The sequence below is a fragment of the Flavobacterium adhaerens genome (assembly GCF_040045115.1).
Lineage (GTDB): Bacteria > Bacteroidota > Bacteroidia > Flavobacteriales > Flavobacteriaceae > Flavobacterium > Flavobacterium adhaerens.
On the sequence record NZ_JBDLZX010000012.1, the window covers coordinates 25,820 to 42,377 of the forward strand.

The 16,558-nt window shown below is 32.6% G+C and carries 9 protein-coding genes; 4 read left to right on the forward strand and 5 right to left on the reverse strand.

Going from position 1 to position 16,558, the window contains the following annotated elements; all coding sequences use genetic code 11:
• Together ABEB18_RS14765 and ABEB18_RS14770 are read left to right on the forward strand one after the other, a co-directional pair.
• Complete coding sequence (locus ABEB18_RS14765) at positions 1–1,182, forward strand: THUMP-like domain-containing protein (RefSeq protein ID WP_348800086.1); 1,182 nt, start codon at positions 1–3, stop codon at positions 1,180–1,182.
• A 1-nt stretch (position 1,183) separates the two neighbouring features.
• Complete coding sequence (locus tag ABEB18_RS14770; protein ID WP_348800087.1) at positions 1,184–1,750, forward strand: hypothetical protein; 567 nt, start codon at positions 1,184–1,186, stop codon at positions 1,748–1,750.
• 621 nt (positions 1,751–2,371) lie between these two features.
• Here ABEB18_RS14770 and ABEB18_RS14775 read toward each other — a convergent pair.
• Positions 2,372–2,953, reverse strand: a complete 582-nt coding sequence (locus ABEB18_RS14775) for a M15 family metallopeptidase (protein WP_438861451.1) — start codon at positions 2,951–2,953, stop codon at positions 2,372–2,374.
• A 431-nt stretch (positions 2,954–3,384) separates the two neighbouring features.
• Here ABEB18_RS14775 and ABEB18_RS14780 point away from each other — a divergent pair, with 431 nt between their 5' ends.
• Together ABEB18_RS14780 and ABEB18_RS14785 are read left to right on the forward strand one after the other, a co-directional pair.
• Positions 3,385–4,707, forward strand: a complete 1,323-nt coding sequence (locus ABEB18_RS14780) for a family 8 glycosyl hydrolase (RefSeq protein WP_348800090.1) — start codon at positions 3,385–3,387, stop codon at positions 4,705–4,707.
• 184 nt (positions 4,708–4,891) lie between these two features.
• Entirely contained in the window at positions 4,892–7,000 is a 2,109-nt protein-coding gene (locus ABEB18_RS14785) for a thioredoxin domain-containing protein (RefSeq protein WP_348800091.1), read from the forward strand.
• A gap of 171 nt (positions 7,001–7,171) precedes the next feature.
• On the opposite strand, the gene ABEB18_RS14790 is transcribed toward ABEB18_RS14785, so the two are convergent.
• The 4 genes from ABEB18_RS14790 to ABEB18_RS14805 all read right to left on the reverse strand — a co-directional run bounded on the left by ABEB18_RS14790 (position 7,172) and on the right by ABEB18_RS14805 (position 16,554).
• Positions 7,172–8,635, reverse strand: coding sequence for a RagB/SusD family nutrient uptake outer membrane protein (locus ABEB18_RS14790; protein WP_348800092.1), 1,464 nt, complete (start codon positions 8,633–8,635; stop codon positions 7,172–7,174).
• Positions 8,636–8,653: 18 nt separating this feature from the next.
• Positions 8,654–11,803: a SusC/RagA family TonB-linked outer membrane protein gene (locus ABEB18_RS14795; RefSeq protein ID WP_348800093.1), complete on the reverse strand. Its 3,150-nt coding sequence runs from the start codon at positions 11,801–11,803 to the stop codon at positions 8,654–8,656.
• Positions 11,804–11,856: 53 nt separating this feature from the next.
• Entirely contained in the window at positions 11,857–12,987 is a 1,131-nt protein-coding gene (locus ABEB18_RS14800; RefSeq protein WP_348800094.1) for a hypothetical protein, read from the reverse strand.
• Between the two features lie 273 nt (positions 12,988–13,260).
• Positions 13,261–16,554, reverse strand: coding sequence for a VCBS repeat-containing protein (locus tag ABEB18_RS14805; protein ID WP_348800095.1), 3,294 nt, complete (start codon positions 16,552–16,554; stop codon positions 13,261–13,263).
• Positions 16,555–16,558: the final 4 nt, after the last annotated feature.

Sequence of the window (16,558 nt, forward strand, 5' to 3'; positions counted from 1 at the left end):
TTGAATTTAGAAATATTACATCCCAGAATACAAGAATTTATTAACTTAAACATTGATAATTCGGTCTCAAAATTAGCACTACAAAAAAATCCTTTCCCAGAGATAGAATGGAAATTGATTTTAAATCAAATAGAAGCAAAAGCAAAAGCAAGACACAAACTTCCTATCTGGTTTTCAACACCAAATATTTATTATCCGAGCAAAATTTCTGTAGAACAAACTTCATCAGAAGCAACGGCGCTCTATAAATCATCGCTAGTATCTGGAGAAAACCTAATTGATCTAACAGGTGGATTTGGAATAGATGATTATTATTTCTCAAAAAAAATAAAAAACGTTACGCATTGTGAAATCAATACCGAATTATCACAAATCGTGCAACACAACTATATACAGTTACAAACCAACAACATTTGCTGCTGCAATGGCGACAGTTATGAAACATTGCAAAAAACAACAACCCAGTGGGATTGGATTTATATAGACCCTTCAAGACGTAATGAAACTAAAGGAAAAGTCTTTATGCTAAAAGATTGTTTGCCAAATGTTCCAGAAAATCTAGATTTTTATTTCAAAAAAGCCAAATCAATTTTGATAAAAACTGCACCAATATTAGACCTATCAGCAGGAATCTCAGAATTAAACCATATCAAAACCATTCATATTGTTGCAGTAGATAATGAAGTAAAAGAGTTGCTTTGGGAATTAAACCATGGTTATCATGGAGCCATAAAAATTGAAACGGTTAATATTGTAAAAGATCAAATAGAAACTTTTGATTTTAACATGAATGAAAACCAATCACTCCCAAATTTGAGTTTACCACTTACCTATCTTTATGAACCCAACAGTGCCATAATGAAATCAGGAGGTTTTGACGAAATTGGTCATTATTATCAATTGAATAAGTTGCACAAACACTCTCATTTGTACACTTCAAATGAATTGGTTTCGTTCCCAGGAAGGGTTTTTGAAATCCAAAAAAGCTTTCCTTACAATAAAACTGAAATGAAATCAAATTTAGAAAATCAAAAAGCAAATATCACAACCCGAAATTTTTCAGATTCAGTTGATAGCATCAGAAAAAAATGGAAAATAAAAGATGGTGGAAATTTGTATTGTTTTTTTACAACAGATGAAAATAACAACAAAATTGTTTTAATTTGCACCAAAATAAAATAAAATGAAACACTTACTGATTATAGCATTCTGTTTTTTTAATGCTACAATTTACAGCCAAAAACCTTGTGAATATGCCTCAAATGTTACCGATTCTATTGGTACATATAAAACAACCAAAGAATATTTAATACACGAAAAAGTATTTGGAGGAAACACAGATTACATTTTTTGCTCATTGGCACTCACCGATGGTTTACCCACTTTAACATTGCAAATGATTCAAAAAAGTAAAGAATTTATAAAAGCTAATTGTTTTGATAAAAATTCTAAAATTTTCTTGCAACTGCAAAATGGAAAAATCGTCACTCTTATTCATATCGATCAAGAAAGCTGCGGCAGTTTAATAAGAGATGACAAAGGATATAATAACAGAATAAAATCTGGAATTTTTATGTTTGCCAAAGATAATTATGAAGAACTCCAAAAATCTCCCGTAACTTTAATGCGCATAAAATATTTAACGGACACTGAAGATTACATCCTTAAAAGAGAATTGACAGCGGAATTAGACGGTAAAGTGTATCGTCCGGAATCGTTTTTTATAGAAAATATTCGCTGTATAGAATAAATAAATACTCTAAAGAAAAAAAAATCATTTTTAAATGAACTTAATTATTTTCATTTAAAAATGATTTTTTTTATGCTACAAAAAGCTTCTCTTCTTTATTAGTCTTATGTGTATTAATCACGTAATTCTTCACATTTCGAACTACCATTGGAACTAATACACCAATAACCACAACTTCGACAAATGTAATACCCGACTTATTTTCTGGCCCTATACATTTAATAAAACTATTCTGCAATACCCTTTTCATCTTTCGATTTGTATATTCTTCTTTATTTAAGAAATAAAAAAACATCATTAGATTTTAAACAAAGAATTCAATTTTCAACGCTTTTAAATAATCCTTAGAACTTAAATTATCGTAAACTCTAAACCATTGTTTTTAAATAATTTATGAGGCTAATATAAAAATAGAAATCTATTAAATCACAATTTAATCGATTAAATACATGTTTTTTTACACATTTAAAGTTAAAACCTACAAAAAACACTAACCGTTGAAAATTAAACACTTATTATTTATTTATCAAAACCATGAAAAAAAAAGGAAATTTTTAATCAAAATAGTAACTCACTGATTATCTGATGAAGTAAAATTGACAGCAAAAGTTGAAGAAATAATTATGGACATTCCCATTTAAAATTTGACACAGCATCATTTAGACCTGCTTTCAAATTATAATGCCACCATTCAGAATCAAAAGAATTAAAATTTGCTTTTAGCATAATGTTTCTAAGAAAATTTCTGTTTTTCTTAATTTCAGAAGAAAAACCACCAAAACCATGACTTGCTTCTTTGCCAAAATAGTCAAAAGAAGTTCCCATATCCAATTCTTTACCATCAAAATCAACCAAGGTAATATCTACAGCTCCTCCTTTATTATGAATAGATCCTTTTGCTGGATTAGCAACATACTTAGGATTGGAAACAATCGCCCACATTTTTTTTTGAATGTCCAAAGGGCGATAACAATCAAAGAGTTTTATTTTATAGCCTTTTTCCATAAATTTTTTGTTCGCCAGAATTAAAGCTTTAACCGTTTTATAACGCAAATAACATTCATCGCATTCATAAACTTTTGACTTCAAAAAATTATCCTCGGTGGCGTATTTCATGTCATAAACAAAATCTTGACTATACTCTTTCAGATTAACAAAAGTGGTATCATTTACAGCTTGCTTATCAGTTGTAGATTGTGCCATACCAGCATTAAAATTGACTAGGCACCACAAAAAAAGTAAAAACTTAAAACAGTAATTCATATAATTTTCATTAAAAAATTTAAATAAAAATAATCAAAAAGGCTAAAAAGGAAGAATTAAAATTTATGTTCTAAAAAACTTTCAATTAAAAATTTTAAAAACCAAAACCAAAACAAGGCTAAAACACTGATTTACAGTAAAACTTACATCATTTATCTTACACAATGCTTCATTTGTAATACTCAATTTATTACAACTAAACCTACCTTTACTCTGAAATATTTTTTTTTAAAAGTCTGATGTTTGTAGCTTGTTGATTTAGTTAGTTTATTTTTAATAAAAATGGTTAAGTTAAATGAATTAATACGCAGTAATTTAAAAACAAGCTACTTCATCAGATATTTTATTTTAATATTCACCTAATAATCGACATGAAACGATATATTTATTTTTTACTATTCACCTATTCGTATTGCTGTTTTGGGCAAAACGAATTGATTACTAAAGATTGTCATAAAGATATCTTTGACAAGCGTGGAGTAATGAAACCTTGGAAAAAAGGAGCTTGGAAAACCTCAAAATACCGAAATTTATTCTTAGAAGCAGGATATAGTCAAGTAGCTATTGATGCAAAACTTACCAAAGCTTACTATGATGTTTTTGAAGGAGAGCGAAGAGTATATTTTGAAGTAGAAGACTCTTTGGCCTATGTGTCCGATATAAAAAATCACGATGTAAGGACCGAAGGAATGTCTTACGGAATGATGGTAGCTGTTCAGCTAAACAAAAAAGAAGTCTTTGATCGTTTGTGGCGATGGACAAAAAAGTATATGCAACATCAAAAAGGTTCTAGAGAAGCTTATTTTGCGTGGAGTATAAATCCAAAAACTGGAATTCGAAACTCGGAAGGATCTGCATCTGATGGTGAATTGTATTTTATAACCTCGTTACTATTTGCTTCTAACCGATGGGGGAATGATACAGGCATAAATTATTATGGCGAAGCAAGACGAATTCTAGATGCAATGTGGGCAAAAAATGGAACTGATGGCGTTACAAATATTATCAACATAGAGCATAAACAAATCACATTTGTCCCAGATAAATTTGGATACACTTGGACAGATCCATCTTACCACTTACCAGCATTTTACGAAGTTTGGGCAGAATATGCCAAAGACGGAAAAGAACAATTCTATCGAGATTGTGCTGATACGGCTCGAAATTTTCTTCATAAAGCTTGTGATTCTATTACTGGATTAACCGCAGATTACACAGAATTTAATGGTGTTCCCAAAAAACTCGGTAAAATGGGAGATGCTTTTCGATATGATTCTTGGAGAGTTCCAATGAATATTGCAATGGATTATTCTTGGTATGCCAAAGACATCAAATGGCAACAGGATTACAGCAAACGAATTCAAAATTTCCTGTTTTGCAGAGGTATTGATACCTTTGAAGACCAATTTAATATAGATGGAACCTTACCTACTTATATTTTGGATGCAGGTGGCTACAGAAAACTTAGACATTCTATTGGGCTCGTTGCAACATCAGCCACAGCTTCAATAATGGGAACACAAAACAAAAGTTGGCAATTTGTTGATGCGGTTTGGAATGCTAAATTAGAACCCTATTCTGATGGTTATTTTGACCCTTATTATGATGGCTTATTATATCTATTTAGCATCATGCATCTAAGTGGTAATTACCGTATTATTACCCCAACCAAAATAAAAACCAACACAAAATAATCACTTCGTACCTATTTGAAGTGGTTCGTTTTAAACAATCTACTATGATTATAAAACCTAGGAAATCTACTGATTTTTAATTACTTTAACCAAAAATTAGAAAGCATACTATTCTATTTTTATTTTCAAAAAATCAAAACCAAATTTCCTTAAAACAGAACGTAAACCTACCAGAAAACAATTTATGCGCAATACATTTTTACTCCTATTACTTGCTCTTTTTTTGTCAAATTGTAATCAAAAAAAAAATAAAGACGAAAATTTTGAACACACAAATGATCTAATCAATGAGTCAAGTCCTTATTTATTACAACATGCTCATAATCCTATAAACTGGAAAGCTTGGAATCCAGAAACTCTAGCCAAAGCAAAAGCCGAGAATAAACTAATCATTATCTCGGTAGGATACTCTTCCTGTCATTGGTGTCACGTCATGGAAAAAGAAAGTTTTGAAAACGATTCGGTTGCCAAAATCATGAATGACAATTTCATTTCAATAAAAGTCGATCGTGAAGAACGTCCTGATATCGATCAAATATACTTAGATGCGGTGCAAATGATGACAGGAAAATCAGGTTGGCCTTTAAATTGTATAACACTTCCTGATGGGCTCCCCATTTTTGGAGGAACCTATTTTACAAAAGATGAATGGATCAAAACATTAACCGAAATAGCTGCATTATATAAAAAAGACCCTCAAAAGGTAATAGCTTATGCCGAAAAATTAGTAGCAGGAATTCAGAAATCAGACTTAATTCAACTAAATACCAATAAAATTGATTTTAAAACTTCTGATGTGGATTTGGCAATAAAAAATTGGAGAGAAGTTATGGATTTTGAAAATGGAGGCTTTCAAAGCGATTCGAAATTTCCGATGCCAAAAGCACTACATTTTTTATTGCGATACAGCATTCAAAACCAAAATCAAACCATTCAAAAATATCTTGACAAAACCCTTACCAAAATAGCCAATGGAGGAATTAATGATCCTATTGGTGGTGGCTTTTATAGATATACAGTCGATCTCAAATGGCACATTCCTCATTTTGAAAAAATGCTGTACGACAATGCTCAACTAGTAAGTTTATTCTCTGATGCGTATTTAGTTACCAAAAATGAATTATACAAAAAGAAGGTAACAGAAACACTTGAATTTGTAGAGAGAGAGCTTATGGCTTCAAATGGCGCTTTTTATTCGTCTATAGATGCTGACAGCAAAAATCAAGCGGGCAAATTAGAGGAAGGAGCCTATTATACTTGGACCAAAGCAGAACTTCAAGATATTTTACAATCCGATTTCAAACTTTTTCAAGAATATTACAATATAAATACAACGGGTTTGTGGGAAAACGAAAAATACATTTTGTTTAAAACACAATCCGATGCTGAATTTGCCCAAAAAAACAAGCTAACCGAGTTACTAGTCAATTCAAAACTCAAAACTTGGAAAGAAATTCTTTTAAAAGCTAGAAACAAAAGACCTCAACCTCATCTTGATAACAAAACTCTTAGCTCATGGAATGCCTTAATGATAAAAGGTTATGCAAATGCTTATCGTAGTTTCAAAAATTCGCATTATAAAGATATTGCCATTAAAAATGCCACATTCTTATTAGAAAATCAATTTCAAAAAGACGGCAGCTTACACCATAGTTTTAAAGAGGGCAAAAGTAGTATAACTGGATTTTCGGAAGATTATGCTAATGTAATTGATGCTTTTATTGCAGTTTATCAAATCACGTTGGATGAAAAGTGGTTGCTAAAAGCCAAACAACTAATGGACTATTCATTGGAGCATTTTTTTGACAAAAAAAGTAATCTCTTTTATTTCACCTCCAATAGCTCAAATAAATTAATTACTCGAAAAATGGAAATTAGAGACAATGTCATCCCTGGATCAAATTCAATTTTTGCTCAAAATTTATTTCTTTTGGGACATTATTTTTCGAATGAAAATTACTCAAAAATTGCCCAAACTATGCTTCACAACGTCTCAGAAGATGCCATAAAGTTCCCTACAGAATATTACAATTGGCTGAATTTATTTTTGAATTATACTGGAAATTATTACGAAGTAGTCGTTTCTGGCAAAAATGCACTATCAAAAATCAACACCATACAAGCACATTACTTACCCAATATCCTGATTGCGGGATCTGTAAACGAAAGTTCATTGCCCATTATGGAAAGTCGTTATGTCGAAAACAAAACCTTGATTTATGTATGTGTTGAAGGATCTTGCAAACTACCTGAAACAGATGTTTTGAAAGCTATTTCGAAACTACAATACTAGAAAATAAAAAACAAATAGGTATCCAAAAAATCTTGTTTTGTTGATTTCGAATTTATTTCGGAATCTAAAAAAAAAATGATAGTTAAGCATATACAGAAGCTGAAACAAGTTCAGCTTGACAAGATTATGTCTTTTTGGATACCTCTTTGTTTTTTTTATTATACATACCGTTTAAGGATTTGGAACCATCAAACGATTGGTCGAAATTTCGCCACTGGGTATTGGCCAAATATAATTGCTACTTGTAATTAAAACTAATGGTGCTGTTCCGATAGATCCCGTTTTGGCTGGTAATGTTTTCAAATGTCTTTGCAAATCTTGCAATCTGAATCCCTCCCCCAGCAATTCTATTTGCCTTTCGACAAGAATAGTATTGATGAGTGCATCTTTACTATTGATATCTGTACTAGGAAAAACATAGTTTGGGTTAGAACGATTACGAACAGCTTTTAATAAATCAGCAGATTTTTGCAAATCATTCGCATTAGCAGCAGCCTCAGCATAATTAAGTAAAACCTCAGCATATCGAATGACTGGAACGTAATCACGAAAAGGAGCTGTTGTAATGGCAAATTTTTTCAACACTTTTTGTTTGGCCGAATTTGTTCCAATTAAACTAGATCGGGCATCATCGGCAGAAGTCAAAGCAGGATTGCTAACAATTCCAGCCGTTGCCAAAAAAAGAATAGGCTGTTTTAAATAATTAAATGCTAAAGAACTTTGTGCATCAGGAGTTTCTGTAGTAGAATTGGCAAAAGGTATCGAAAAAACCGATTCAGGCCCTATGTAGCTTCCTCCGTAAACAGTGGTTATATTAGACTCTAGTTTATGCGAAACCGAACCCGATGTAAATTGAAACGGCACTGAATACGAAACAATTTTTGATGCTTCTTCTATAACTTTTTCATAATTATTCATATTCAGATAAACTCTTGTTTTTAGAGCTATTGCAGTACTTTTATGGGCTCTGGAACTATTTAATACTGCTGATGTATAAGAATCCGGCAAATCCATTTCGGCCTCATCTAAATCTTTTACAATTTGATTGTAAACTTCCTCAATGCTACTTCTAGCCAAATCATTGTTACCTGAACTTGTTATTGCCGTTAATCGAAGTGGAACTCCCAATCCGTTTTTATCATAATTATAGGGTTTTGAGTAGGTTTGAATCAAACTCAAATAAGATAACGCCCGCACGAATTTAGCTTCGGCGATATAAAATTTAGCATCAGCTTCGGATATAACTTGAGTTTCATTTAGTTTACTAATCAATATATTAGATGCATTAATAGCAGTGTAAGCCGCTGACCAAACATTATTGACAAACTCATTGGTAGATGCCACATTTTGATTCCAAACTGCTGAACCTGTTGCTGCATTACCGTCATTTTGACCAAATTCATCCGCCCTTTGTTCATTAAAAACAATAAATCTTCCTCCGTAAAAAGTGGCTTTTTGCAATTGTCCATATAAATTATTGACTTGTGCCAAAATTTTCCCGGGTGTACTAAAAGCTTCATTTTCGGGAATATTAGTTTTAGGAACGGTGTCCAATATATCTGTACTACAAGCTGACAAACCAATAATTAGTAATGATAAGAATAAAATTGACTTTATATTTTTATACGTTTTCATATATTTTTAAATAATAAATTAAAACCTAACATTCATACCAAAAGTAAAAACACGGGCATTTGGAGGCACATTCTGATCTTTTCCAGAATTGATAGAGTTACCATTAATAGAAACCTCTGGGTCGGAACCTCTATATTTAGTAGTAGTAAACACATTTCCAGATTGCAAATAAATACGAGCCGATGCAATTTGATTTGCCAATGAAGTTCCTGAAATCGGAATAGTATAGCCTAATGAAATATTTCTCAATTTGATATAATCGCCATCTTCAACTTTAGAAGTACTACTAAATGAGAAACCTGCTGATACATTATCTCCGTATTGTAATTTTTGAATTTCGGTTACTTGACCAGGAGTCGTCCATCTATCCAAAATAAAAGTACCATTGTTAAAATAACGTTGATCCGAATTTGTTGCTCTAGTTCCATTATATAATTTATTGCCTGAAACAAAAGTGAAATTAAAATTCAAATCAAAATTCATATAACTAATTTCGTTATTAAATCCGCCTGTAATTTTGGGAAGCGAAGGGCCTTGTATTACCCCATCTTTATAATTATCAATAGCTGGTGCTGCTGATCCGTCAAGATAAGTCCATTTTGGCGAACCCGTATGATTGTATTGCACAATATCTCCTTCGCTATTGGTAAACATCATCAAACCGTTTTCGGGATTAACACCATTACAAGGCACTGCATAAATTGATCCGATAGAATATCCAACGCGTGTCATATTTTGTACTCCAAAAACACTTGGTACAAAAACATCGCTCACCAATGCAGTAACTTTATTTTCTAGAGTCGAAAAATTAAAGTTTGATTTCCATCTGAAATTTTTAGTATTAATGATTAATGCACCAACACTTACCTCTATACCTTTATTATACAGACTCCCTACATTAGAATTAATGTAATTCCCAGGAATTCCTGCTGAAAGTGATTGCGGATCTTTTAGAATCAAATCGTCAACTACATTTTTATAATAATCAAATTCAAAACTTATTCTTTCGTCAAACATTGTAAAATTAAGACCTATATCCGTTTTTGTATTGGTTTCCCATTTCAAATTCGGATTAGCAGTTTGCGAATAAGCCAAAGTCGGCTGTCCTCCGTAAGTATTAGAATTGTAAGTTCCTAATGCAGGGTAATCTCCTATTTCACTATTACCTACTACTCCATAACTAGCTCTAACTTTTAAATTATTAATAACTTTTGGAAGCGATGAATTTTTATAAAAAGATTCTTCAGATATGTTCCATCCAACTGAAGCACCACCAAAATTTCCGAATTTATTTCCTGTTGTCAATGCTGAAAGTCCATCTCTTCGGAAATTAAAACTCAATAAATATTTTCGGTTATAATCATAGGAAATATTCGAAAAATAAGACAGTAACACATTTTCAGAATACACATTCCCATAAGGCGAAATATTTATAAATCTGCCTTGATAATTAGTGTAACTCGGATCGGTTAAGTTTGATTCTTGCGCTCCCCAACCATCTGTAGTAGTCTTAATCGTTTCAAGACCTAGCATAGCCGAAAGATGATGATTTCCGTTAAAATTAGATTCATATACTAATGAATTGGTAAAATCCGAGCGACGGAAATTAGTATGAGTGTTTGTTGCAACACCATTAGATGCTGCTCCACCACCATGAACTGGGTTCAAAAAAGATTTATTGACAACCTGTAAATTATTTAATCCAAAATTAGAGCGAAATTTTAAATTTCTAACTAAATCAATTTCTCCAAAAATATTTCCTATAAACGTATTATTTTCGGAGGAAGCCAAATCTAACGCTTGAACCATTGCCAAATTATAAGCATTAATTGTACCAATCGTACTCGGATTATTGGCCCCATACCCAACACTAATTCCGTTTTGAATACTATATGAGCCGTCCTCGTTATAAACAGGAACATTAGGAGGAAGAACATAAGTCATTCTTGCCAAAGATTCATTGGTAATATATTGTGAATTATAAGCCGATGAAGACATAGAATTGCTAGGGATAGCTCCTGTTTCGGGTCCAACATTTTTACTATTACTATAGGTGAAATTTGAACCAACTCTTATGCCTTTTGTCAATTGGTGTTCGATATTGAATCGAGCAGAGAAACGCTCATATGTGTTATTTTTTATATAACTATCTTGATTGGTATAATTAGCTGAAAAAAAGTAAGAAGTCTCCTCATTTGCTCCCGAAATACTGATGTTTTGATTTTGAGAAAATCCTGGTCTAAAACCAACATCATACCAGTTAGTATCTACAATACTACCATCTGCATTATATGACAAAGCATATCCAGGAGCCTTTCCAGCATTGACCATTGCTTCATTTTTGATCATCGTATATTGTTCTGCGTTTAATAGTTTTGGTAGATTATAAGGAGTACTCATACTATACCAACTATCATAATTAACTCTTGGTTTTCCCTTTTTTCCTTTCTTTGTTGTGATAACCATTACACCATTGGCTGCCCTAGAACCATAAATAGCTGCTGCCGAAGCGTCTTTTAACACATCTATAGATTGTATGTCGTTAGGATTTATGTCGGATAAAGGATTGTTACCAATTGATCCTCCTACTGAACCTACAAAAACTGTTACTCCATCGACAACTACTAACGGATATAGCCCAGAAGTTATAGTACTTATTCCTCGAATACGCATTACTGGAGCATTGTTTAAAGCATTTGTTGGGGCAATAATATCGACACCTGTAGCTTGTCCACCCAACAATTGGTCGAAACTTGTAGCTGGTCTATTGGCTAATTGCTTGGCAGAAATAGTAGATACTGCACTCGAAAATACTTTTTTGTCTTGTTGCATATAGCCACTCGAAATAACTACTTCGTCTAATTCGTTTGAATTTTCCTTTAATTTAATTGTTATCAAATCGTTTGAACGAACAATAATTTCTTCCGATATATATCCAAGATAGGTTACTTTTAATGTAAAAGGAATTGATTGCTTTTGAATGACAAATTCGCCATTCTCATTAGTTATACTTTCGTAATTTCCGCTTTGTAGTATCGCTCCCATCAATGGCAGATCATTTTTAGCATCGATAACAATTCCCGATATATTTTGTTGTTGAGCCTGAACTATAGTTGTTAGTAAAAAAAAAAGGCACAACAGATACTTAAAATATTTTTTTTTAATCATAATAAAATTTTTAACGTCTGTTTTTTTTATGAGGTTTATTGAAGTTTTACGCATTATTTAGTCATAATGTGTTTCTTGTTTTTTCCAAAATCAAATCGATATGAGTAACCAAGATTTATAGAGTAGTCTGCAAAAGCTGCATCTCCTTGTACATGCACATATTGATTTGGATCTGTAATTACGGAATTTTGTAAATTTTGGCTAGCGATATCTGCTGCACTTTGAATACGATTTTTGACGATATTATACGGAATAAATAAACTAAAACTATGTTTATTCAATCGATACGAAAAACCATACTCGACAGCAATGACATATCCCGGACGGCGGTAAGCGACTTGTCCGCCAAATGCATCATAAGCAGGAATTCCCTCTACCCTTCCGGCAAGCGAAACCACAAAATTTTCTCTTTTATCAACAGCCACAGACAAACCTGCTCTAGCAAAATATTGATCTGGACAAGCGTAAATTTCATATCCTTCTAAACCTGGTTTAGGATCAGATTTGAAAGAACCATTTGATTCTTTAGGATTGAATAAATAATAGCCATTTGCAAACCCATACAAACGACCAACTATTTGTCTAAATACCTGAGCTTCGAGTGAAACTCCAATTCCACCATCACCTGGTTGAATGGCCTGATCCATAACCACACTTTTTGTAGTACCATCTGCTTGTGGTGCATTGTCTCTTTTATCATGACTACCTGTATTCAATTTTAGCCCTAGGCCAATCATTGCATTTCCTTTATAAGCCGTTTTGGGATCAAAAAACCAATAATTGGCGCTTATACGAGCATCTGCAAATCCCTGTGCATAAACACTATAACGCATTGTATCTTTTACTGGGCTTGTTTGCCTTAATACTTGAGAACGTTCGTTGTGTACATACGGCAACGTAACATTTAGTTGCACTCTATCGGTAATTCCGTACGAAAAATTAAGATCAACCGCATGCGAATAAATATTTACTGCATTACCTTGTTCGACCCCATTTTCGTCATGACCTCCACCAGTTGTTTGACGATGAAGCTGCTCTTCTTTACCTACAAAATGGCGCCATGAATGAAAGTAGCGGTAGTTTGTTCCTACTTGAAATTCATTTTTGTTTAAATTATAAGAACTGGCAGAATTCAAATAAAGGCCACCCATTTGTCGTACTGCAACACAACCTTGTGCGCTCATTTTCTCTGTTTGAAAAGCTATCGCAATAAACAGCAGAAAACAAAATATGCATTGTAATCTATATCTTTTTTTCATTTTGATTTTAAGTTTCAATATTCAACTTTGTGAATTTTGGTTTATAAAAATCATGAGATTATCGCTTCTCAATTAAGACTATTGCTAAATGAGAATTGAGAAAATATCCAATCCGAAATATGTTTCGGAATCAATCGAAAGTTAATTTACCTTGCAAGCATAGGATTTTAAGAATACCAATACTTGCAAGGATTTCTATTAGTTAATTCGAATGGTTTGTAAAAACGAATTGTTCTTGGTCACTAGAAAATAATTTTTATCCTTCACTTTGATTCTTTCCATATTTTTTACATCTCCAGGAGTAAAGAATCCACTTGTTAGAGGTGATATTGGTTTAAATCCACCCTTACCATTTCCTTTTAAAAACAAACCATAGCCAGCATCATTTCTTGGTGTTTCAACTTCGGAATTGAACATATTACCTGTTATTACAGCATCTAGATTGCCGTCTTTATCAAAATCATCAACCGCTATTTGATTGACACATGATAACTGTGCCTTGGTTGGAAGTTTATGAATAACAAATTTTCCGTCTTTATTTTCTAAGTATATACTAGCAAAAGATTTTACTTTATAATGCAGTGCTTCGTTAAGCGATTTTTCAGTATAAACATCTACCAAAGTCGCTTCAGAAAAACTTTGATAATCTTTAAACTTTTTCTTGATACCAGGAATTTGTTGCGATGAACAACCTCGACCTCGAACAGGAAATTGTTTCCCATCATTGTAATAACTCAGTACAATATCTTTATGTTTATTATTGTCAAAATCTTTTACATAAATATCAAAAGTTTCATCTGGAGTTGCTTGGTATTTGTAATTAAGACCATTATTTCCTAGCACATAATCCATATCACCATCTTTATCAAAATCACCTTGTTGAATACTCCACCACCATCCAGCACTATCTATTGTAAGCCCTAAATCGTTCGAAACCTCTTTGAATCCTGTTTTATTGTTTTTAAAAACACGAATTGGCATCCATTCGCCAACAACTATAATATCTGAAAAAGTATCGTTATCATAATCGGTTACAACTGCACTGGTGGCCATTCCTAAATTTTTGAATTCCTTTGGTTGGTTTTTAGAAATTTCGAATTTTACTTTATCGACTGTGCTTATATTATGTAACAAATAAGTATTTACAGGTGAAGGATATTGACCTGGCAATTGTCTTCCTAAAACTAAAAGATCTTGTTTTCCATCTTTATCATAGTCTATTGTATAAACTTTAGAACCGCTGGTTAGCATAACTGGAAGACTTTCTTTATTGGTTTTTACAAAATTACCTTTCCCATCATTTATATAAAGTCTGTCTTGCAATGCGGCATCGTTTACCAAAAATTCGTAGCCTCCGCTTACAACATACAAATCTTTATCGCCATCATTGTCAGCATCAAAAAATACAGCTCCAGCATCTTCACATTTTTTATCGGCATCGAATGCAGCAGTTTTTTTCTCAACAAATCCGTTACTGGTTTGCACAAAAAGTTTTCCTGCAAATGTTGAAGAACCTCCAATAAAATAATCATCTAGGCCATCTTGATTGATATCACCTACCGCAATTGGTGGCCCAAAAGACGACATTTTGTGTGGCAATAAAACTTGGTCTTTGAAGTCATCATATCCATTTTCCTGATGCTTAAAAGCAGGGAAAACGGATGTTACAGTTGTAAATAATGTTTTTACTGGGGCATTTTTTTCATTATTTACGGTAGCATCTTGCTCTTTAATTATTAAAGTTTGATTCGCCTTTACATTTGATAGTTTCTGAACTTTTCCATTTGTCCAAACTACTTTTACTTCTTCAATAGTGCTTGATTTACCTAAACCAAAATGCAGTTCGGGTGCTACAGATGATTGAAATCCTCTAGTCAGTGTAAGTTCTTGCATTTGAGTTTCACCTTTGTTTTTTAGGTACACACGATTTCCAAGACCTTGTTTATTTTTAGAATTTCCTTTAAACTGAATTTTTATATAATTACTTTTGGAAGCGCTAGAATTTTCAAAAACCGACGCATAATCGTCTATATTATTGATGACTATGTCCAAATCTCCATCATTATCCAAATCGGCATAAGCAACCCCATTTGAAAAACCTTTGTATTCAATTCCCCATTTTTTATTTACTTCTTCAAATTTTAAATTTCCTTTATTTTGAAACATAAAATTGTCAATCTTTTCAGAAGGAATTTCTTTTGATTTTTGGAGTAAATCTTTTGGTTTTAACTTTAAAGCTTCTAAACTATTAAAAAAATCATTGTTGTTAATTTCTCTTCGAGTACCATTAGAGATAAATAAATCCTTGTTTCCATCATTGTCAAAATCGGCAAATAAAGGTCCCCAGCTCCAATCGGTAGAAGAAGTTCCGGTAATACGGGAAACATTGCCAAAATGAGGAATTCCGTTTTCATTAACTCCCGTATTCAATTGCATACAATTGTGCATGTACTGGTAATTGAAACCAGCGTCAACAACATCCCAAAAAAGTTGCGGATTCATGCTTGACATATTTGCTTTTTTACGACGATTGTCTTTGGCATCCATATCAACCTGAAAAATATCTAAATTTCCATCGTTATTAAAATCAGCAATATCTACTCCCATTCCGTAAAATGAGTTATGAGATGTTGCCTCTTTTACAACTTCTTTGAAAGTTCCGTCTTGACTATTGAGGTACATGAAATCGGGTGAATTAAAATCATTTGAAACATAAATATCAGGCCAGCCGTCGTTATTTAAATCCCCAATGGTTGCGCTCAATGATAGTCCATAAGCTTTTACACCAGCTTCTTGAGTTACGTTTGTAAAATGGTTTCCTTCATTTCTGTATAAATGTCCAGATTCATTGTCCTTGACATGAGTCATCATTTGCACATAATCCTCTGTTGCAGAACCAAATCGTGTAGGCGGATAATTGGCAACAAATAAATCCAAATCGCCATCCTTGTCATAATCAAAAAATGTTCCTTGAACACTATTTCCGATATCATCAATTCCGTATTCTTTTGCTTTTTCTGTAAAAGTTCCGTTTCCGTTATTGATGTAGAGTTCGTTATTTTTAGGACCAAATTTCCCTCCAACACTACAATAAATATCCAAAAAACCATCACCGTTTACGTCTGCCATGGCTACTCCTGTGTACCAACGAAAATCTCCGCCAACACCAGATTTTTGGGTAATATCTTCAAATTTCAGGTTACCTTTGTTCAAGTATAATTTGTTTGACACTTGATTTCCTGTAAAAAAAATATCGATCAGGCCATCATTGTCAATATCACCAGTGGCAACTCCTCCACCCATATAGATATAATTATAGGTAAAGTAATTCAAGGAGTCATTCTCGGTCAAAGTATTGCTAAAATCAATTCCTGTTTCAGAATGTTTCAAAGCAGAAAAAATCTTCTCATCTGAATTATCACTTGAACAGTTGGTAAGCAATACTAAACATGCTATGCAAAAAAGAATTGCTCTTGTATTTTTATTTTTCATCTTA